Genomic DNA, 19821 nt, shown 5'->3' with positions numbered 1-19821 from the left:
AATAACCAATAAACCTTTTCTCATTTAATTAACCCCTCTTTCTTTTTCTTACTATTTAAGTCTACAAACAAAAACAAACAGCTTTACCTATCCCCTCCTTTTATGCTTAATTCATAATAATTGTAAATAGCAATATTCGACCATATTCTCATTTCAACACTAATTAATTCAACTTATTTAAGAAAAATCCTTTTAACCTATCGAATTATTTTTATGTTAAATCTACCATAAGATAAAAACATTGCATAAGCCTATTTGACGTAAACACGCAAAAAAAGTTCCAACGTTTTTTAAAAAATCTACTTTTTTTCTTCCCCCTCCAGCAAATCAATTCTCCCTTGCAACTCTGCAAAAACCTCCCGGGAAATCTCCATTACACCTCCCAGAGTAGGTCGCATCTGTATCCCGAACTCTTCTTTTAAAATCACCAACGGAATCCCCTGACCCCTATCGGCCAACCGCTTTTTAATCTCCACCGGAACAACCAGTGGATATTCCTTTCCATTGGCAACCCGCGGAGGCTCAACCTCCACCGGCTCACCGGCAACCACACCATAACCGTACACACACTTGGCCCCCACCGGGCCTTTCCCATCCCTTTGTCCCGCTTCATATAACAAAAAACCGCCACACTCCGCAAACCTTCCAGCCACACCGGCCGCCCTGCGGGTAAAATGAATCCCTTCAGGTCCGGGATACTCCTCTTCCGTCCTGTAATGCTTCTTAATATAGTACCGTCCCACCTTAATCACCCCACTTTCCCCTGTGGACAGAGGGACAGGTTTATTTGTCCACAACTAATCCCAAAATCACCAAAAATTGAACTGTCCAGTCTTTATAATGCAAAAAATGCGGGACCTGACCCTAAAATTTGCGACGGAGACCTGCTTTTCTCTCATAACGATGAAATCCGCCTCGAATTTGTAGAAGCCACCTGGAGAGAATACCAGGATTTCAAACCATTAATGGAACAAAACCTAAAAGACCTTCTGGAAGCTTAACAGAGCACTACGCGCTGAACGTAGTGCTCTGTTATATCTTAAGTAAAAATCTCATCCAACCGCAGCTCCAACCCATTAAAAACAACAGAGCTAACAACATCCCCTTCTCCAAAGATATCCATGCTTTGAATATCCCGCTCCTCATCAAAGGAGTAACGGGTAATACTCTTCTTGTCCGGGTCAATAACCCAATATTCCGATACACCACTTCTCATGTACAGGTGTAATTTTGTAGCCAGATCCTTACCCTTGGTGGACGAAGACAAAACCTCCACAACTAAAGTGGGTACGCCCACGTACCTGCCTTTTTCATTTACCTTTTCTTCATCACAAATCACTACAATATCCGGCTGTACCACATTGGGATCCTCTTCAAACTTAGTGGCATGCCCAAAAAGCCGGATATCCAACGGCGCGGTTAAAGATCGACATTTTCTTCCCCGGAAATAATTATTAAAATGCCAAGACATCTCATTTACCACAACCTGGTGTTTGAATCCCGGAGAAGCCAACAGGTAAACAACACCATCAATTAACTCATACCTTTGATCGGACGATTCAACCAAATCCAGATATTCGTCGTAGCTGATTTTCCTTACCGGCTTATAACTATGTGCTTCTTCCCGGACAACATAAAAGTCCGGCTCAATATAGTGGACAAGCTTTGCCACGCTCTTACCGTTCTTTACCACAATAATATCTTCCTTCTCTACCAAAGACAGGTATTTGCCAAAAGCATTCTGCAAGTCAGTAGTACTGACACGCATCCTGCACACCTCCTTTAGCTAAAATTATATATTTATTTTAGCTATTAGTCAACCAGAACAATAGCTATCTTTTAATTAAACAGGCAAAGAAGGAGAAAAAAGGAAGATGCTGAATTATTGGTTAAGGAGGGTACCATTATGTTAATTAAGTACATCGGCACCTGCTTTGTTTGTTTTGACTACATCGAAGAAGGTAAAGAATATCAGATAAGAAAAGGCGGACGTCTCTTTCATGAACAATGCGTCAAAAAGAACCCATATGACTCATATGTCCTGTTAGAACAAAAATGTGCCAAAGAAGATAGGAGCGATTAAAAATGAATATTGGTATCATCGTCTACTCCCAAACCGGCAACACCAATTCGGTTGCCCAAAAGCTAAAAGAACAACTTGAAGCAAACGGCCATACAGCAACAATTGAAAAAATCACCACCACAGCCGACTCCTCACCCCGGGCAACGGAATTTGAATTTACCAACACTCCCAAAACAGAGCCCTATGACGCCATCATCTTTGCAGCAGCAGTTCAGGCCTTTTCTTTGGTACCGGTAATGGCAGCCTATCTAAACCAGTTGCCCACATTACAAAACAAAAAAGTAGCCTGCGTGGTGACAAAGCAGCTGCCCTTCCACTGGACCGGCGGCAACCGCGCCATAAACAAAATGAAAGAAATCTGCCGGTCCAAAGGAGCAGATATCATCGGCACCGAGATCATTATCTGGTCCAAGCCAAACCGTGAAGAAAACATAGACCAATGTGCAACAAACATCTGCAGCATGTTATAGCTCTCTTCTAGCTTTAACTTAACACGCCCGGGGATTAATTCCCCGGGCGTGTTCTCATACTCTCTGCTATTTTTTATCAGGATCCACAATAAACCCTTCATCCATCATCATCTTTGTTGCATTACGGGCCCGGTATATAGCCTCCTCTGCCTTACTTCTCAGCTCTTCTTCGCTGAGATTTTTTCTGGCTATACCAAGTTCAATGGCTTTTAAGCCAACGCTTACCGCCTGTCGGATAAATACTTCCACATTATCCATGTTCGGCAGCAGGTTTTCAGGGTCAATACCACCTTCGGCCCCCAAATCAGCAATGGTATAGGCTGCAGTAATGCACATCTCATCTGTAATGGTGGAAGCCTGCACATCTAAAACGCCGCGGAAAATTCCCGGAAAGCACACCGAGTTATTAACCTGATTGGCAAAATCGGAACGCCCGGTGGCCACAATCACCGCTCCTGCCTCTTTTGCTTCCCAGGGCCACATCTCCGGAATGGGGTTGGCACAAAAGAAACAAATGGGGTCTTTTGCCATACCCTGCACCCATTCTTTCTTTATTACCCCAGGGCCGGGCTGAGACAGGGCAATCACCACATCACAATCACGCATGGCCTCCGCTGTACCGCCGGAGCGCTTTTCGGCATTGGTTTTTATAGCCAACTCGTAATTTTTCGGATTATTATCTCTTAATTCCTCTGCCCGTTCCTTATTAAGAATCCCGTCAATGTCTGCCACAAACATTTTGCCCGGGTCGGCACCGGCGGCAATAATCAGATTCGTAATACTCACATTTGCCGATCCGGCACCGATAATAGCAATCTTTACATCGGCAAGATCTTTTTTGACATAGCGCAGCGCATTTATGAGCCCGGCCAAAGTTACCGTGGCAGTCCCCTGCTGATCGTCGTGAAAGACAGGGATGTGGCACTCTTTACGCAACCGCTCCAAAATATAAAAACACTTGGGACTGGCTATATCTTCAAGATTAATACCGCCAAATGTGGGCTGCATCATCTTTACAAACTCAATTAGCTTGTCCGGGTCCTTTGTGTCAACACAAATTGGGAAAGCATCAACCCCACCCAAATACTTAAATAAAAGTGCCTTACCCTCCATTACCGGTAAAGATGCTTCAGGCCCGATATCCCCCAGGCCCAGCACCCTGGTACCGTCGGAAACCACCGCCACAACATTACCTTTATTAGTATGTTCATAAACCAAATCCTTGTTTTCCGCAATGGCCTTGCATGGCTCTGCCACCCCGGGAGAATACCAGATGGCAAAATCGTTAAAGTCACGCACCCTGCATTTTAAACCAACCTCAATTTTACCTTTATAAAAAGGATGCAACCGCATGGCATCCAGGGCAGGTTTTTCAGCCTTTTTAATTAGTTCTTCTCTGATGTCCATTCCCAAATCCACTCCTATATCTTTTATCTACCGCCAACGCGATACAGAAGTTAATTTTATCACAACTCCTTTTAAGATATCCAGTAGGTATTTAAAAAAATCTAAAAATTAACAGGCAACTCCCTGAGGAATTGCCTGTTCACTTTACAAACTGAACCCTATATGAGGATTGGGATAATACGCTAAAGCCAAACCCCTGACTTTGCAGGCCCTCAATAATCTGCGGCAGTACCGCCGGAGTATGTTTTTGATATCCCGCATCATGCAGTAAAATCACGGCATTTCTCTTTTGTGCCGCCTGATCCAACACATTTCCCAAAATTAAATCGGGACTGTTAATGGCATTTGCGGCATCACCGGCATCCACATTCCAGTCAAAATGAATATAGCCGCGCCTGGTCATCTCAGCAACGATGTCCCCCATAATCCCAGTTCCGCCGGCACGGCGGCTAACAGTATTATTTGACCCTCCAGGATAACGCATAACCCTGGGCCTTTGCCCTGTGGCACTCTCCAGCAGTCTCTCTAATTTCATAAAATCATTGACAAAACTCTCAACTGATCTGTAAATCTTATCATAATCATGTGAATATGAATGATTGCCGATCTGATGTCCTTCATCCACAATCCGTTTATACATCCTCCGGCCAAATTCCGTATCCTCACCGATAACAAAAAAGTCCCCTTAATCCCATAACGCTTCAATACATCCAAAATCCTGACCGTTTGTTCTGAGGGACCATCATCAAAGCTAAGATAAGCTGTTTTACCGGAAGAGGCAGCAGTTTTCTCCTTCTTCTCCACACTCTTCTTTTTCTTACCCTTATCCTGCGGATAGAAATAACTAAAAGTATTATCCATATCCCCACACCCCGCTTTTTCTAAATCCTATGCCAAATAATTTTGCTCATACCAAACTGCTTAAAAATCACCGTTTCTAAAAAAACAATCCCCATTACAGGGATTGTTTTTCTTAAGTGAAGTTTAAGGGGTAAAAACCTTTCTTTTTACATTCTGGCTACCTTCCTTCTCATAAATCATGGGATAAAGCTCTCCTTGCACCCACCCCTCTATCTGATCCTTGTAGTGGGGTGAGAACACCTGACCGGACTGGCCCGGCATAATTATGTCATAGGATTCTTCCACAGAGGACAGATCACTGACAAAGCGCCATCCACCGCCTCCCAGGATTTGCCCTGTTTCATCAGCAAACAATGCTTTCGGGGTATTACCGCTACCACCGAGCCCCCATTCTCCCACATTAAACAAATAATTAAGCGGCCAAACCGACCCTATGGGATGTCTGACAGTTAACCTGTGCCACTTGCCCCATTCCCATCTGTCAGGATTGTTGCCCTGGATAGCAATAACCTCCTCAATGGCTTCGGCAAAGGTTTGTCGTGCCACCTCATCTAGGGACAGATGATACCCCTGCGGCAAGAATGCAAACAAAACATTACCCGGGTCTTGATCTGCTTCCACCAGAACATGGTGGATCACCAAAAAATTGTTCCAGGGAAACCCCAGCATCTCTTCAAACAAAGCTGAGCCCAATAGGTTATACCACTGATGCCAGACCAGGGTTTCAGCTGAAGCCGCATCTTCAACGTAATCCCAACCCTGTAAAAGATTCAGCGCATCCTGCTCAATAGCTGATAAAGGCTGCTCATCTGCCGCCCTTACCACAGCATCGGTTAAAACAGGAGCCAACGCCCGGGCCTGAGTATTTAAAATATCCAGCTGCATCTCTTTCATCTGCTCCAGCGTAAAAGCATCACCACTGGCAATCTGTCCCTGAATCAGCTCATCCAACCGTTCTGCACGGTAAGGGAAAAAGAATTTACCTATCTCGTAAGGGTAATCTTCTCCCGCGGGACGGTTATTAGCAGTCATTATATAGCCTCTTTCAGGATTATAGATTTGCGGCAGTTCATCTCCCGGAATAAAACCGTCCCACTGATAAGCGGGATCCCAGCCGGGCACCGGCAATACTCCGGTGGAATTTTGCCTCACCGGCAACAGTGCCTGCCCGCGGTAGCCGATATTTCCCTCTCTGTCGGCAAACACCCAGCTCAATGCAGGAGTCACAAAGCCTTCCATCCCCTCAATAAACTCCTCCATATTGGTAGATCGGCTAAGCTTTAAAATTCCATTGAACTCTTCCCCCGGCTCCAGACCGGTCCACCGCAAAGAGATGGCCTGATACGGCCCCTCATCAATAACTTTGTTAATAATAGGGCCGTTTCTTGTAATCTCCACCACCTCAATGTATGGCTCTTCCACTCCGTCAACATAAATCTCTTCTTCTATCACAGTGGCCTCTTCCCACTTGCCATCAAATAAATAAAGCTGGGGATTCTCCGGATTAAACTGCTCTAAATACAAATCCTCCTGATCCACGCTCATGGCCGTTACTCCCCACGCCATGTACCCATTGTGTCCCAGAACCACCCCGGGCACTCCGGGAACCGTTACCCCAATGGAGTTAAAATCGCCTTCCAGGTTCAAATGTGTCTGATACCAAACATTGGGAATCCCAAAGGCCAGATGAGGGTCATTGGCCACCAAAGGAAACCCGGATTCGGCATGCTCTCCGCTTATAGCCCAGTTGTTACTGCCCTGAAACTCCGCCGGCGCAAACGCTGCCAACTCTTCCAACTCCTCATCACTGAAAGGAGACACTTCCGACAGCTCATAGATCAGCGGAAAATCTGCAATCATGTAATCGGGGAAAATAAGTTGGGCATGCTCCCCCAAAGCTCTGGCCACACGATAATTCATCAGCTCATTTCTGTGATCACCGGACAAAGTATATCCCATATACTTGGCGACAATCACCGAATCTTCCGCAGTCCAGGGATCCGGATCATAACCTAAAATGCGAAACTCCACAGGCTGTCTCCCCGCTGCAAAGGCCTCCTCAATATAAGCGTTAACCCCGGCAGCATACGACTCCACCATTATGCTGGCTTCTGCATCAAACTTCTCCACCACAGCCGCTGTGGCCCGGTGCATACCAAATGTCCTGTAAAACCGGTCAACCTCCAACGTATCTTCTCCTATGACCTCAGAGAGGCGCCCCCCGGCCAATCTCCTTGTCATATCCATCTGAAACAGACGGTCCTGTGCCATTACATACCCCTGGATAAAAAATAAATCCTCCAGCGTACCGGCGTTAATCTGCGCCACGCCCCGCTCATCCCGCAGCACCGTCACTTCTTGCTGCAATTGCGGCATGGTACCGGTCCCCTCCAGCACAGGGTGGCTGCGTGAAATAAACCAATACCCTCCCACCAAAGCGCTTACCAGCAAAAAAACCAGTATCCCAAAGATCCATAAAACTACCCTGACCCAGCGCCTTTTCATCAATGGATGCCTAACCTTAACAGAAGCTGTCCCCCGCACCCCAATTCCCCCTTCTGCATTATTTACCGTTAATTAAACTTTAACATATGCAAATATATTTGTCTAAATATTCTATAAACTTTTCGCATATCATAGCTATATTTTATATATATTGCCGGGATATTTGCGGGATGCAACAAAAAAAGACGGTTTCCTCAGCCGCGCTTTTCTGTACCGGTTGCTAGCTACAAAGGCGTTATAGTTTCCCACCGGCATAAAAAAGCCATTGGAATACTATCCGACAGCTTAAACGGACCTAAACCGCAAAACACAAACAACCCCTTAGATATATAAGGGGTTGTTGCTGAAATTCACCTATTATAGTTGCTTCTGCCGCGGATGCCTAATTAAAATAATCTCAATATCATAGCCAGAAACTCGATAGAAAACTTTGTACGGTTCAGACTTGCCAATCGACAGTAATACTATTCGAAGATCTGTAGGCATATTTTTTATTGCAACCTGTCGCCCTGGTACATAAAGAGATAAATCCTGTTTTAAAAAATACTCCTCTACTTTACCTTTGAGATGCTTAGCGATAGGGGTTAGTTCTAGAGTTTTCCTCCATTTATCAAGTTCAAGTAAAGAGGTAACGGCAGATGCCCTCCACTTAACCTTCATATTCACTCCTCTAACATCTGATCTATCTCTTTAGCAGATAAAATAGGGTTATCATTTTTGATAGCACCAAGAAGTAACTTCTCTTCCTCCGGATCAGTTACCTTATACATGTCGGCTGTTAGTGTAGAGTCATCTATTTCCTCAACTTCTAGCAATAAAAACCTTCGACCATCTACTTGAATATAATGCTTGCCTGAATTTATGGCAAGCAATATGGCCTTGCTATCAATTTTTATCGGCTTCATTCTGTTCACCTCAACTTATTCGCTGTCTGAAAAATACCTACCAGACAGCTCTTCTATTATTATAACATAGCTGTCACATAAAAATGAACAGTTCAGGAATCTCTAATATCCCGGATACCTCTCCCACCACTCACTCTCATCCCGGTACCGAACCAACAAATCATCAGCCAACTGCTTAATAACCTCAGCCAATTCAACCTTTTCAATCCAATCCTTAGAAATCCCATCAACACCCAAATAAGCACCCAGAATATTTCCGGTAATCGCCCCGGTACTGTCACTGTCCCCATCATGGTTAACAGCAGCAGTCACAGCCTCTTTAAAGTTATCCTTAAACTTCAGAGAGCAGTACACTGCAATAGCCAGCGCCTCTTCGCCTACCCATCCCTCACCAAGTTCAGCTATCGCCTCCACCGGCTCAGTACTCTCTGTCAATTTAACTGCCCTCTTCACAATCTCACTGCATTCCTCATGCCCTTCATACTTCCCAAGCTCCACCAAAGAACCCTTAACTGCATTCTCTAAATCCAAACCTTCAATAATGGCCGCAATCATATAAGCCAGAACACCGGCTGACAAGTACCCACTGGGATGACCGTGAGTCAAAGCCGCACAGTTAACAGCCAACTCAAAGGCCTGCTCTTTTTTAAGATACAGTCCGATAGGGGCCACCCGCATAACTCCACCGCAGCCCTTGCTGTTATTGATTGGCTCACTTACTGTACCACGGCGCGACTCAGACAGAGCAGATAAACAGGAGTTACCCGGAGCCCTTTGTTCATGAAGGCCTTTAACCTCAATCAGCCACCCATCGTAAATCCAATCCAAGTCGTCTTTCTTAGGGTACCCTTGCGTATGTAACCAGCGCTGGTAGGCGAAATAAATAACCGAAGGGCCATGACAAATCCCTTTCAACCGGCCACGGGTCTCGGCCCGCAGTAAACCTTCTGCGGTAAACAAAGTCATTTGCGTATCATCGGTGATTTCTGCTTTTCCGCCGTTACCGGAAACAAGATCTGTAATACCTCCGGGCCCATACTGAGACAAAATCGCCTCCCGGCTCTTAAATTCAACGGGCCAGCCTAAAGCATCGCCAACAGCGCCACCCAGCAAACACCCTCTAAAATAATCAACACTTCTATTACCGCCCATGTCTACACCCCATTTGTCTTCAAGTGTCCTTTAACAATAACATAAATAAAGGACACATACTTGTCCCAAGATAAATTAATCCCCCCGTCAGACAAAAAAGGTTCATTCCCAGAATGTAACCCCAATTACTAAGGGGTGTTGCCGGAAATGAACCTCTTTTGCTATAGAGAAACCCTGCCCTAATAATTAAGCTTATGCAAGTACTCTTCACTTTTTGCTGCCACAATAATCCCGGTATCAGTGGCAAGTGGTATCAGCGGTGTGGTGCTAAGCTTTAAGGCTTTAAGCTCCTCCCGGACCCACCTACTGTCAAACACTTTTCCGTTATAGGTATGGATAAACATATTTAAATCAAAAAGAGCTGCTTTAGACGGAGAATGCTGCAGGAAAAAGTCATGGATCAGCACAAACCCGTCATGGTCTAAACACCGAACTGCTTCAGCCAGGATAGCAGAAACCTCTTTTTCCGCATAGACGTGGATAACATTTGACAGAATAACAAGCTTGAACTTTTCATCCACAGGCCAGGGCTCCAGTATATTAGCGTTGACACAGTTTATCCTGTTTGCCAGTCCGGCCTTCCGCAGCATTTCCAATGCATAATCCAGGACCCAGGAGATATCAAGGAGGGTAGCTTTAATATCTGGAAATTGTCTGAGAAAGCCTGCTGCAACAGCGCCGGAACCGGTCCCGACATCAAGGATTTGACCGGAAAAATGAGTGTCTGCAAAAATCGGGAGAATCTCCAAAACTTTAGTTTTGGCCACACAATCCATGGCTTTTATGTATCGGCCAATCCTTTTTACAACCTGTTCTTCTACCGCATCATCAGTTGGATAATCTATCCTCCCTCCAGCCTTCAAACAGTCTTGTAATCCCTGCCACCCCACCGCCAATGCTTTGCGCCACAGGATAGAATCACCCTGATAGTGCTCCTTATCTGCCACCAGATATGTGGCGGAGATAGGTGTATTGCAGTATTCATGGCCATTTTCGGTGACCAGGCCCAACACAGAGAGAGCCTGCAGAAAACGGGCAAGGCCTCCTGTATCAAGCTGAAGCCTGCGGCTTAACTCATCAATACTCATCCCTTTTTCCTCCAGAAGAGAAAAAATATCCATCTCCACGGCGGCAAAGAGTGCTTCTGAATACCAGTAGCCGGTAGCCAGGTCTTCCAGATACTGCGCTCCGTTTTTTTCAGTGTCGCACTGCGTAAAATGCCTCATTACAGTCAACTCCACTTATCCGATGCCAAAATATTTAGCCGCCACATCACTGGCACATTCTTCTCCACAGGCTGCACAATGACCACCTGCGCCTTTTTGGGAGAAGGCCGCCCTGGATTTTTCCGGATCAATAGAGAGCTCAATTTGGCGGTCAGTATCTAAAGCAACTCTGGCCCGGGCCATTTGCAGATCCCTTTCCCAGGCCTGTTTATTGCCCTTCGCTAAATCAGCGACGTGAGCTGCAATTTGTGCCGCAATGGCTCCATCTCTTACATCCTGCTCGGTAGGCAAACCCAGATGTTCCGCCGGAGTTACATAGCAGAGAAAATCTGCACCGGTTGCACCGGCCAGAGCGCCGCCGATGGCTGCAGTGATGTGGTCGTAGCCCGGCGCCACATCAGTGGCCAGATTGCCGAGAATAAAGTACGGTGCACCGTGGCAGACCCGCTTCTGCAATAACATGGTGGCCTCGATATGGTTCATGGGAACATGGCCGGGCCCTTCCACCATCACCTGTATTCCCGCCTCCTGTGCCCGGGCAACCAATTCTCCCGCCACAATCAGCCCCTCAAGCTGGGCACCGTCCAGGGAGTCGGCTGTGGAGCCGGGCCGAATGGCATCACCCATACTTAAAGTCACATCATATTTTTTCAGAATCTCCAGCAGACGGTCAAACTGTTCATAGAGCGGATTCTCCAGTTCATTATGCAGCATCCAGCCTGTAAGGAAAGCACCGCCGCGGCTCACCACATCGGTTACACGGCCTGAAGTCTGTAACCTCTTGATAACATCGAAATTAAGGGCGGTATGAATAGCCATGAAATCAACACCGTCGGCGGCATGTTTTTCTATGGACGCAAACATGTCATCTGCTGTCATATCAACGATACTGCCGCGGCTCTCTATGGCCTCCACCGCCGCCTGATAAACCGGCACACTACCCACCGCAATATTTGCTTTACTCAGGATCAGACGCCGCATGCCGTCTATATCCCCTCCGGTGCTTAAATCCATCAGGGCATCACAGCCTACCTCCTCTACATTGGCAAGCTTTCTTTCTTCCATTTCCCAATCTATGCGGTCACTGGATGTGCCAATTAACGCATTAACCTTGATCCTTAGCCCCTGCCCGATTCCCGTATAATTAAAGTCTTTTCGCAAAATATTTCTGGGTATCACAATGGTGCCTTCCGCCAAACCTTTTTGAATCACAGTAACATCTACATTTTCCCGGGAAGCCACCCATTCCATTTCCGGCGTAATCTTACCTGCACGTGCCGCCAGTACCAAAGTCATATCTATCATCCTCTCTTTAGCAAACTTGTTTAGATACACCCAAATAACCGGACACCACATCCATGGCACAATATTTACCGCACATAGCACAACCCTTAGTGGTTTCCTCACTTCTGGTTCTTCTCATATACTCCGCTTTTTTAGGGTCAATGGCCAACTCAATCTGCTTTTGCCAGTCCAACTGTTTTCTGGCTTTGGACAGTTCCAAATCCCACTCTGCTGCACCGGGGAGGCCTTTGGCCAAATCGGCAGAGTGCGCAGCAATCCGGGATGCCACAACACCTTCCCGTACCTGCTCCAGGTCAGGCAAACCCAGATGCTCCGAAGCGGTGACGTAACACAAAAATTCCGCGCCGGCCCAGGCACTGATAGCCCCGCCTATGGCCGCACTGATATGATCATATCCTGCCGCCACATCTGTCACCACCGGCCCAAACACAAAGTAAGGAGCGCCTTTACACAAACTCTTTTGCAGCATAACGGTGGTCTTTAACTGGTTTAGCGGCACATGCCCCGGCCCTTTTACCATGATCTGTACGCCGGCCTCGCGGGCCCTGCGTACCAGCTCTCCCAGAACCACCATCTCCTGAACCTGAGCAGCATCAAGGGAATCTGCCAAACATCCCGGACGCATCCCATCAGCCAGGCTAACGGTCACATCATATTTCCTGGCAATTTCCAAAACCCGGTCATACTGCTCATACAGCGGGTTTTCCTGTTCATTGTGAATCATCCAGCCAATCAAATGGGAAGCACCGTAACTCACCAAAGGATCAATACGGCCTTCCTGCTTGGCCCGCTTGACAATATCCATTGTGGTACCACTATGTAAAGCCAGAAAATCCACACCGTCGGCTGCCTGCCGCTCGATTACCTCAAACAAGTCATCAACTTTCATTTTAAGAGATGAACCATACCTGGCCCCGGCCTCCGCCACAGCCTGGTAAAGTGGCAATGTGCCCACAGGTGTTGGCGTGACAGCTAAAGTTTCTTTACGCATGGCATCAATATCACCGCTCACACTAAGGTCCATAATGGAATGAGTACCCGCTTCCACCGCTGCCTGAATCTTGGCAACCTCTCCCTGAATACTTCCCTCTTTACCGTACACACCGATGCTGGCACTTACCTTTGTGGTCAGTCCCGTTCCTATCCCCACCGGATCAATGTTTTTACGCTTAACATTGCGTGGAATAACAATTGTCCCGGCAGCCACCCCTTCAGCTACAAAATCCAATGCCACATTTTCTTTTTTTGCCACCTGCTCCATCTCCGGAGTAATTTCCCCGCTTCTTGCCTTGCTTAGCTGTGTCACCACAATTCCTCCTTTTGATAAAAAATAAAAGCCCACGCATCTAAGGCGTGGACTTTTCCATCATCCATTCGCTGTCACCTATCCTCGAGGTGACACAAAACTATCACAGGCAGGTCTCCTGACTTAAGGTCACTGCTAAATACCGCCTTCCCCCAGATGAAGTGGCTTTGGTATCAGCTACCTATTTACAGTGGCGGGTCCGTCCGGGATTCTCACCCGGTTCCCTATTCTCCCTTGCGGGCACCTGTAATATTTATTGAATTTTCTACGCATATTCTACCTAAATTTACCTGGCTTGTCAATCAACTATTTTTTACCTCTACAGCAGAACATTATAGACAAACAGATTCATCCCCAGAATATAGCCTGAGTGGCAAAGAATTGCTCCCAGAATTGAACCGCTTTTAACTCTGGCCCAGATAAACAGATAAGAAACAATAAACATAAAAGCAAACCATATGAAAAGCGGCACAAACCCGGTGAGAAAACTCTGCGCAGTAAAGAAAATATTATGATGAGGAAGATGTATGGCAGCAAAAAGAAAACTGGACCAAAAACCCGCCATTTTATAACTGGACAGCTTTTCACCTAATACCTCATGAATAATACCCCGAAAATAGAATTCCTCTCCGATAGGGCTAAAGAGCATAGACAAAAAAGTAACCACCGCAAACACCACCGGCTCAAACACAGCATCCTGCCCTGCCATATACTCATATGCAACGGTCATCCCCCAATTTTCAGGTCCGGTCCCATATAGCACAAAACCCAGGAAATATATAGCCCCAGCCACAACTGCACCAATAACAAAAGATATCAACACCCACAGCCAGCTTTCAGGCTTTTTAATCCCTATCTTCTTTCTGCCACCGGCGGAAAGGAAAACAAATGGCATAATCCACATTATCAGAAAACCAATTGTTACGAAATTAATGCCGTAAAAAGCAAGTCCCAGATAACGTATTAGCCCCAGCACAATAAAAGTAACCACCACAAACCCAAATCCGGAAATAAAAACCCTCTGCCAAAGAGGCCTTAATAACTCTTCCCTCACTTCAATCATTTCCCTTCAACATATTGTTTTCACAAGATCCCTCTCTCTTGTTACAGCTTATCATCATTAGGCTCACGTGCCATTTCCCACATTGGCACATCGAGTTTTTTGAAATTAATTTTCTGCAGCACCCTTAAGCCATGTTTTTCATAAAAGGCTATGTTTTCTTCCTTTTCCGTTTCCAGATACAGATGAAGCTCCTTCTTATCGCAGTCCCCTTTTATTTCCTCCATAAGCTTACTGCCAAGGCCCCTACCCTGTGTGTTGCCCCTGACACCGATAATCATCAGATACTGGTAGGACTTATTTTTCATCAGCTTTTTGCGATCAGGCCCCAGCTGGTTGCTTACGATGGCAAGATTCCTTAAAGTTTCCTTCCCCATTTTTGCCCCGTATGGTAGAGCCCCACTGAGTAACAGGCGCCACATTGACAAATTTGCATACTTTCCCGGAAACCACACTGCTACCCCTTCAATCTCCTGAGAGGTTGCACATGCCTTACCGTACTTCATTCCATACAGCAAGGGAATTGTAAAAAAGTTTGTTAACGACCTCTCTCTGTTTGGGTCATCCCTAAAAACCTCTGCCCAAAGCGGGTCATCTTTGAAAGCATCTTTTAGGCATTCCACTGCTCTGGGGATATCATCTTTTGTTAACCGATAAAGTGTGGACATAACTTCCCTCCTCCACATATTTGCAGAATCATCTTTAGTATATTCTTGTGTTTAATTGTAGATTAACTGACTAAAACAAAACTAAACATATTCTAAACATCAAGCACTCTGCTATCTGCCAAAAAAATACAACCCCTGCTAACAAAGGGATTGTATCATTTAGGCCGTTTTTAACTTCCTGATTGGATTCAGGCCGTTAGCGCTCTTTTTCTCTCCCTCCGCTGGAGCCAAAGGGTTATTTCTTGTTTTCGATGCTCACATTCTTAATCAATATAGAAATTGTGCCGTCGGGGTTATTGATAAAATCAATCATGTCTTTATCGCTGTAACAATGAGAGGGAAAGTTGATTTCGATTCCGGTATTAGTCTTTATCTTATTACGCCCTAACCTTTTTAACGTACTGCTTTCCTCTGAAATGTGGACCACATCTTCTTTTAGCCCTGCCTTCTGTACCTCTTCAAGATATTCTTTTTGTAAACCAGGCTCTTTAAAAACTGCATTAGCTACCTGCGAGATCTGTACAGCATTAGACTCTTCGGCACTCTCACTTACTGCAGTTTGAAACTCCACCACTTTATCAAAATCATCATCACTATACTTTTTACAAACTTTGCGAACGCTTTTAGTTAAGATGGCGACCTTTTCCTTGGTGGACAAGTCATTTGCACATTTTAAGAATCGCGTGGAAAGATAAAACTCTTTTTCACCATCAATTTCATAGCTTTTTTCAAGGATCTTAATATCTAAATTGTGCAGGTTTACAAAAATGCACTCATCCACCTTTTGTGTTTCACTGGGCAAAGTGGTCTTTTGCTTAATCAGTTTGTTATGAGTACTGTCCCCTGAATTCTCGATATAGTGGATATATGTTTCTTTATAGTTAAACTTCAATATTGCCAGATGCTCTTCCTGATTAATCTTTACCAGCGTAAAAATCAGATCACTGGGAGGCAGACTGAACTTTTTTACCAGGTTAAACAGAACCTTGGCAAGCTCTGCACTTACGGAAACAAAACTGTCATCACTGATACTTTCCACCAACAGTTTAGTTTCATAATCATCATCTGAGAATCTGCCCGCTCTAATACTATCAGAGGCAAATGACTTCCTGAGATGATTCTCTAAAAAGTCCCACACCTCTCCTTCCTTATCCAGTTCCACATTTGATAAAAAAGGAAAATCGAAATTCGGATCAATAATATGTAGTATAGCTTTATTTATTGCAATAGAAGTCTCATTCATTGTATCGCTCCTCTTGGTGTTAAATACTAGTACCGGCAAGGCATAAAAATATTGTGCACATTTTTTTGCGGAATAATGGGTCCGGCATCAATCAGGTTTGTTAGCATGGATTATCTCTCTCACCTTTTTCTTATACTCGGTCGATAGCGAAGCAGAACCACTACCGCATTTACCAAACAAATCCTCCCCTAATAAGTACGGTTGCTCCCGCAGTTCTTGATTTTCCAAAAATACTTGCAAAGCTTTCCTGATAATATCTGATTTCGTCATCTGCTCTTTTACAGCAAACTCCTCCAACTTTTTCTCCAACTCCTGAGGCAAGCGGATACTTATCACTGAAACCACCTCCGTAATACAAGTTGTATTACGCATATTCTAATATGTCAAGTCACGTACAGCCTCTATCTGCTAAACTCCCTGCCACACCTCTTACAGATTCGTTCCGGGTCATTATCTGAAACACAACATCCGCCCAAATAAACCTCTCCAAGCTTTTCTGCCTCAAACGCTTCGGCATCAGGCATCCCGTATACAATCTCTACAGTCTCAGCCGAACCACATGCCGGACATTTGATATTTGCCATAGCTATTCCCCCTCTATCTGGATGGGCCCGCAGGCCTATTTATTTCACGAAACCTATCTATCATCAACTCCGGGCTCAAACATCTTTGTTCCCCGGCTTTTTCAGCTCGTCTCTTAACCATTCTAAGGCACCTTCTGACTTTTTCCACAAAAAGCCATAGCTATCCCAATAAATATAGGCCTGCTCCTTACTGCCCAGTGAATAATACCTGTCATCCCAATCCCTTGGCCGGACATGTCTCTTCTTTGCTATTTCTTCAGCAACCAGTGGCAAATACTCCCTGGCTTCCTTCAGTGCTTTGGCTGCCTGATCTTTCTGGCCCAACCGGAAAAGTGCCAATACTTTCCCATAAGCAAACTCGCCAACACAGTCGCCACCCCACTGCTTGCTGAAACTGACAAACTCCTTATCCCTGCCCTCACTCAAAAGCATCTCACCAATTTCAAATCTGGCACCCAGGCTGTCATTTGGATCAAGCAAGAGACACTCACGCCTTAACCACATTGCCTCCCCATACAAGCCGACTTCTTTTTTAGCCAAAGCCAGTCCATCAAGGCAACGCAGAAATGGCCGGTTATCTATCCAGTCCCAGGGCAGTCGGTCCCTGCCTAACTGAAAATCAATTGGAAATGCTCTATGTCCAATATCCAATGCTTTTTCCCAGACAGGAATCGCCTCACTGAGTTTGCCCCTTCGGTAATAACTTAGTGCTAAATGGTGGTAAGCATCTAAATGATATGGATGCTTAATATAGAGCCCCACAAATGCACCTTCCGCACTGCGATAATCTAAGCACTGCATATCTTCCATAGCCGCATCAAACTCTTCAAACGTATCAATGTAATCTTCCGGGTAAACGAACTCCCAGGTGTGTTTATCCTGCCTCTTCAGCTTCAGACTCTTTTCCATCCTTATCCCCTCTCAGTAATTCCTGACATCAAGCTGTACACCATTATAGCTCATGCCTTTTAAAAATGGCTATATAAGTCGCAAAATACGTACTATGAAGTTAAAAATGCTATCAGACAGACAACAGTTCCCTCAACTCTTCCCGCAGCTCTACGGCTACCGTCGCAATTTTTTCATTTCTGTTTTTGATTTTGGCCCGGCCCACAAATATCAGCCCTTTTAGCCACAGTTTTCCCGCCGCCGACTGCGGCGGTTCATCCACCAGGAAACCTTCCTTGTCCATGGAGCCGAATTTGCGGACAACGGCAAACATCCGAGCCCAGCCACCCCGCTTCAGTAAATAAACCAACAGTTCTCTTTCCTCTGCGGTCAGCTGTAATACCGCCCGGCGCACGGCCGCAGGAGATGTTACCGCAGCCACCAGGGCAGCTTCTCCTTCTTTTCTCGTTTTACACTCCACCTGCCAGAAAGCACAGGCTTCCCGCACCCACTCAACCGGCATATTACGCAGGCCGCGGGCCATAGATGGATCTATTGACAGCTTCTTATCTTCAATATCTTCCCGCAGGAAATCATCGTAGCTGAAAAACCGGTATGACATAGTCTCAATTTCAAGCTTTAACAAATGGTACTTATCCTTGAATTCATCATTGCCCAGCTCCGGATCAATACGCTCCAGATAGTGCTTGGCTTTCTCTTGATTCTTTTGTCCCAGCCAAAACGCCGCCAGGTTATAGAGGAAAATAGGATGGCTGGGAGCAATGGACTCCAGCATTTCCAAAACCGGCAATGCTTGCTCATACATTTTTTCTTTCCTGTACAAATTAGCCAGCGTCAACATTGCCGGGGGGTATATTACAGGCCCTGTACGTTGAGCCTCCAGCATTGAAATTGCCTTTTTGGCCTTGCCCTGCTTCAGCAGGAAAAGAGCCTGCCTGTAGTCTGTCTCAATTTCCTCCGGCGGTTCCCAGGTGACCTGCACCTGCTGTACTCTCATGGCCTGCAGCTTGCCGTTAATAATCAGCGGAATATCTTCCCCTTCTGCAAAAACGCCGGCTGTAACCAGTGCCTCCGCCACCGCTAATTTCAGCTTATCTTCAACCAACTCGGACTGCAGAAATGCCATCCCCAAATCCTGGCCCCAACCGCCGCCGTGGACCACCATCGCCTCCATGACGTTTTTTCTCAACTGTTCCTCCACCGACTCGTCTACCGCTACAATTAACAAAAACATCCGCAATAAGCCGCTTTCGGCCAGTGCCGTCTGCAGAGCCTCTTTTGTTTTTGCTCCTTTGTAACAGGCCAGCCCTGCCTTATAAAACCAGTCGTATTCCAGTGCAAACGGCGGAATAAGGCCCTTGTCTGCCATCACGCCCACAAGCTGCAGCTGCGCATTAAAATACTCTTTTTCAAGCCCGACCCAATAAGAGGCCGCCTGCTTGAATCTCTGCAAATTAAACGCCGCAATCCCCGCCAGATATCTGCATTCACAGCTCACATGCAGATCTTGCCAGCGCCGGTAAATCTCCAGCACCTGCCGGTGGTCTCCAACAGCACCAACCGCCTGCATAATCATCACTGTATACTCACGCCAGCTCTGCGGTATGGCAACCTGTTCCTCCTTCATGATACGGAGGCCTCCCTCAAAAACACGTACCGCCTCCTCCACCATCCGCTTAGCTTCCTGCATACGGCCAAGCGCCACCAGGCACTTAGCCGCCAGTGCCCAACCGAAAGGATTGGGCCCGCTTAAGCCCTCATCCAGCTTTTCAAGGGCCATTTCCGGCTTTCCCGTCAAAAAATAGGTCAGTGCCAGATTATTGCGGATGGAGGGAACATCAACTTCAGCCAGAGCCTGCAAAAAAAGCCTCTCCGCCAACGGGTAATCTTCTTCCACCAATGCCTGGCGCCCCCGCGCTTCCAGTTCAGCCGCTTTCCTACTCATGACACGTTCCTCCTCCATCCCGGCCCGCAGGCCTATTTATTTAACGACAGCTTTCTATCATCACCTCAAGTTTCTACAACACCGCACCTAATCCTGCCTGACAGTGAAAAGAGGCAAACACAGCTTGTCCGCCTCCTAGGTGCTAATAGATCCCACATTGTGCGAGTACCGTTAACAATCACCACTCTCTAT

Annotated in this window: 19 protein-coding genes, 1 pseudogene and 1 riboswitch; of the genes and pseudogenes, 2 read left to right on the top strand and 18 right to left on the bottom strand. The window is 46.1% G+C overall.

What is annotated here, in order from left to right; translation table 11 throughout:
- Positions 1-299: 299 nt before the first annotated feature.
- Together DEALDRAFT_RS15310 and DEALDRAFT_RS15305 are read right to left on the bottom strand one after the other, a co-directional pair.
- Complete coding sequence (locus DEALDRAFT_RS15310) at positions 300-752, bottom strand: hypothetical protein (protein ID WP_008519179.1); 453 nt, start codon at positions 750-752, stop codon at positions 300-302.
- Between the two features lie 287 nt (positions 753-1039).
- Positions 1040-1768, bottom strand: coding sequence for a Uma2 family endonuclease (locus DEALDRAFT_RS15305; RefSeq protein ID WP_008519176.1), 729 nt, complete (start codon positions 1766-1768; stop codon positions 1040-1042).
- A gap of 138 nt (positions 1769-1906) precedes the next feature.
- Here DEALDRAFT_RS15305 and DEALDRAFT_RS16970 point away from each other — a divergent pair, with 138 nt between their 5' ends.
- Both DEALDRAFT_RS16970 and DEALDRAFT_RS15300 read left to right on the top strand, forming a co-directional pair.
- The gene (locus DEALDRAFT_RS16970; protein WP_008519174.1) at positions 1907-2083 is read left to right on the top strand and encodes a hypothetical protein; all 177 of its coding nucleotides are present in this window, start codon (positions 1907-1909) and stop codon (positions 2081-2083) included.
- 2 nt (positions 2084-2085) lie between these two features.
- The gene (locus tag DEALDRAFT_RS15300; RefSeq protein WP_008519171.1) at positions 2086-2553 is read left to right on the top strand and encodes a flavodoxin family protein; all 468 of its coding nucleotides are present in this window, start codon (positions 2086-2088) and stop codon (positions 2551-2553) included.
- A 66-nt stretch (positions 2554-2619) separates the two neighbouring features.
- On the opposite strand, the gene DEALDRAFT_RS15295 is transcribed toward DEALDRAFT_RS15300, so the two are convergent.
- The 16 genes and pseudogenes from DEALDRAFT_RS15295 to DEALDRAFT_RS15220 all read right to left on the bottom strand — a co-directional run bounded on the left by DEALDRAFT_RS15295 (position 2620) and on the right by DEALDRAFT_RS15220 (position 19629).
- The gene (locus tag DEALDRAFT_RS15295) at positions 2620-3960 is read right to left on the bottom strand and encodes an NAD(P)-dependent malic enzyme (RefSeq protein ID WP_008519170.1); all 1341 of its coding nucleotides are present in this window, start codon (positions 3958-3960) and stop codon (positions 2620-2622) included.
- A gap of 139 nt (positions 3961-4099) precedes the next feature.
- A pseudogene (locus DEALDRAFT_RS16320) lies at positions 4100-4821 on the bottom strand (polysaccharide deacetylase family protein).
- A gap of 123 nt (positions 4822-4944) precedes the next feature.
- Entirely contained in the window at positions 4945-7365 is a 2421-nt protein-coding gene (locus DEALDRAFT_RS15285; protein WP_008519166.1) for a penicillin acylase family protein, read from the bottom strand.
- 318 nt (positions 7366-7683) lie between these two features.
- On the bottom strand, positions 7684-7986 hold the full coding sequence (locus tag DEALDRAFT_RS15280) for a type II toxin-antitoxin system RelE/ParE family toxin (RefSeq protein ID WP_008519164.1): 303 nt from the start codon (positions 7984-7986) through the stop codon (positions 7684-7686).
- 2 nt (positions 7987-7988) lie between these two features.
- Positions 7989-8231: a hypothetical protein gene (locus DEALDRAFT_RS15275; RefSeq protein WP_008519162.1), complete on the bottom strand. Its 243-nt coding sequence runs from the start codon at positions 8229-8231 to the stop codon at positions 7989-7991.
- Between the two features lie 102 nt (positions 8232-8333).
- Positions 8334-9383: an ADP-ribosylglycohydrolase family protein gene (locus DEALDRAFT_RS15270; RefSeq protein ID WP_040379318.1), complete on the bottom strand. Its 1050-nt coding sequence runs from the start codon at positions 9381-9383 to the stop codon at positions 8334-8336.
- 179 nt (positions 9384-9562) lie between these two features.
- Complete coding sequence (locus tag DEALDRAFT_RS15265) at positions 9563-10609, bottom strand: class I SAM-dependent methyltransferase (RefSeq protein ID WP_008519158.1); 1047 nt, start codon at positions 10607-10609, stop codon at positions 9563-9565.
- A gap of 15 nt (positions 10610-10624) precedes the next feature.
- Positions 10625-11905 carry a B12 lower ligand biosynthesis ThiC-like protein BzaB gene (gene bzaB / locus DEALDRAFT_RS15260; protein ID WP_008519157.1) on the bottom strand — a complete coding sequence of 427 codons (1281 nt, stop codon included), beginning with the start codon at positions 11903-11905 and terminating at the stop codon, positions 10625-10627.
- 16 nt (positions 11906-11921) lie between these two features.
- Positions 11922-13220, bottom strand: coding sequence for a phosphomethylpyrimidine synthase ThiC (gene thiC / locus DEALDRAFT_RS15255; protein ID WP_008519156.1), 1299 nt, complete (start codon positions 13218-13220; stop codon positions 11922-11924).
- A 91-nt stretch (positions 13221-13311) separates the two neighbouring features.
- Positions 13312-13483, bottom strand: a riboswitch (cobalamin riboswitch).
- Between the two features lie 56 nt (positions 13484-13539).
- Positions 13540-14283, bottom strand: a complete 744-nt coding sequence (locus DEALDRAFT_RS15250) for a CPBP family intramembrane glutamic endopeptidase (protein ID WP_040379317.1) — start codon at positions 14281-14283, stop codon at positions 13540-13542.
- A gap of 41 nt (positions 14284-14324) precedes the next feature.
- A complete protein-coding gene (locus tag DEALDRAFT_RS15245; protein ID WP_008519152.1) occupies positions 14325-14948 on the bottom strand; it encodes a GNAT family N-acetyltransferase in 624 nt (207 codons plus the stop codon).
- 235 nt (positions 14949-15183) lie between these two features.
- Complete coding sequence (locus DEALDRAFT_RS15240) at positions 15184-16191, bottom strand: nucleoid-associated protein (RefSeq protein ID WP_008519151.1); 1008 nt, start codon at positions 16189-16191, stop codon at positions 15184-15186.
- A gap of 87 nt (positions 16192-16278) precedes the next feature.
- The gene (locus DEALDRAFT_RS15235; RefSeq protein WP_008519149.1) at positions 16279-16527 is read right to left on the bottom strand and encodes a ribbon-helix-helix protein, CopG family; all 249 of its coding nucleotides are present in this window, start codon (positions 16525-16527) and stop codon (positions 16279-16281) included.
- 65 nt (positions 16528-16592) lie between these two features.
- Positions 16593-16775, bottom strand: coding sequence for a hypothetical protein (locus DEALDRAFT_RS15230; RefSeq protein ID WP_008519147.1), 183 nt, complete (start codon positions 16773-16775; stop codon positions 16593-16595).
- A gap of 75 nt (positions 16776-16850) precedes the next feature.
- Entirely contained in the window at positions 16851-17684 is an 834-nt protein-coding gene (locus DEALDRAFT_RS15225; protein WP_008519145.1) for a tetratricopeptide repeat protein, read from the bottom strand.
- A 112-nt stretch (positions 17685-17796) separates the two neighbouring features.
- Entirely contained in the window at positions 17797-19629 is a 1833-nt protein-coding gene (locus DEALDRAFT_RS15220) for a tetratricopeptide repeat protein (RefSeq protein WP_008519143.1), read from the bottom strand.
- Between the last annotated feature and the right edge of the window lie 192 nt (positions 19630-19821).

This window comes from Dethiobacter alkaliphilus AHT 1 (assembly GCF_000174415.1).
In the GTDB taxonomy this organism is placed as follows: Bacteria; Bacillota; Dethiobacteria; order Dethiobacterales; family Dethiobacteraceae; genus Dethiobacter; species Dethiobacter alkaliphilus.
This window is presented reverse-complemented; position numbering and strand designations above follow the sequence as displayed.

Bases quoted from the DNA above. Each gene is read 5' to 3' on its own strand.
- DEALDRAFT_RS15305 (WP_008519176.1), bottom strand. From the start codon at position 1,768: ATGCGTGTCAGTACTACTGACTTGCAGAATGCTTTTGGCAAATACCTG.
- DEALDRAFT_RS16970 (WP_008519174.1), top strand. From the start codon at position 1,907: ATGTTAATTAAGTACATCGGCACCTGCTTTGTTTGTTTTGACTACATC.
- DEALDRAFT_RS15300 (WP_008519171.1), top strand. From the start codon at position 2,086: ATGAATATTGGTATCATCGTCTACTCCCAAACCGGCAACACCAATTCG.
- DEALDRAFT_RS15295 (WP_008519170.1), bottom strand. From the start codon at position 3,960: ATGGACATCAGAGAAGAACTAATTAAAAAGGCTGAAAAACCTGCCCTG.
- DEALDRAFT_RS15280 (WP_008519164.1), bottom strand. From the start codon at position 7,986: ATGAAGGTTAAGTGGAGGGCATCTGCCGTTACCTCTTTACTTGAACTT.
- DEALDRAFT_RS15275 (WP_008519162.1), bottom strand. From the start codon at position 8,231: ATGAAGCCGATAAAAATTGATAGCAAGGCCATATTGCTTGCCATAAAT.
- DEALDRAFT_RS15270 (WP_040379318.1), bottom strand. From the start codon at position 9,383: ATGGGCGGTAATAGAAGTGTTGATTATTTTAGAGGGTGTTTGCTGGGT.
- DEALDRAFT_RS15265 (WP_008519158.1), bottom strand. From the start codon at position 10,609: ATGAGGCATTTTACGCAGTGCGACACTGAAAAAAACGGAGCGCAGTAT.
- bzaB (WP_008519157.1), bottom strand. From the start codon at position 11,905: ATGACTTTGGTACTGGCGGCACGTGCAGGTAAGATTACGCCGGAAATG.
- DEALDRAFT_RS15250 (WP_040379317.1), bottom strand. From the start codon at position 14,283: ATGATTGAAGTGAGGGAAGAGTTATTAAGGCCTCTTTGGCAGAGGGTT.
- DEALDRAFT_RS15245 (WP_008519152.1), bottom strand. From the start codon at position 14,948: ATGTCCACACTTTATCGGTTAACAAAAGATGATATCCCCAGAGCAGTG.
- DEALDRAFT_RS15240 (WP_008519151.1), bottom strand. From the start codon at position 16,191: ATGAATGAGACTTCTATTGCAATAAATAAAGCTATACTACATATTATT.
- DEALDRAFT_RS15230 (WP_008519147.1), bottom strand. From the start codon at position 16,775: ATGGCAAATATCAAATGTCCGGCATGTGGTTCGGCTGAGACTGTAGAG.
- DEALDRAFT_RS15225 (WP_008519145.1), bottom strand. From the start codon at position 17,684: ATGGAAAAGAGTCTGAAGCTGAAGAGGCAGGATAAACACACCTGGGAG.
- DEALDRAFT_RS15220 (WP_008519143.1), bottom strand. From the start codon at position 19,629: ATGAGTAGGAAAGCGGCTGAACTGGAAGCGCGGGGGCGCCAGGCATTG.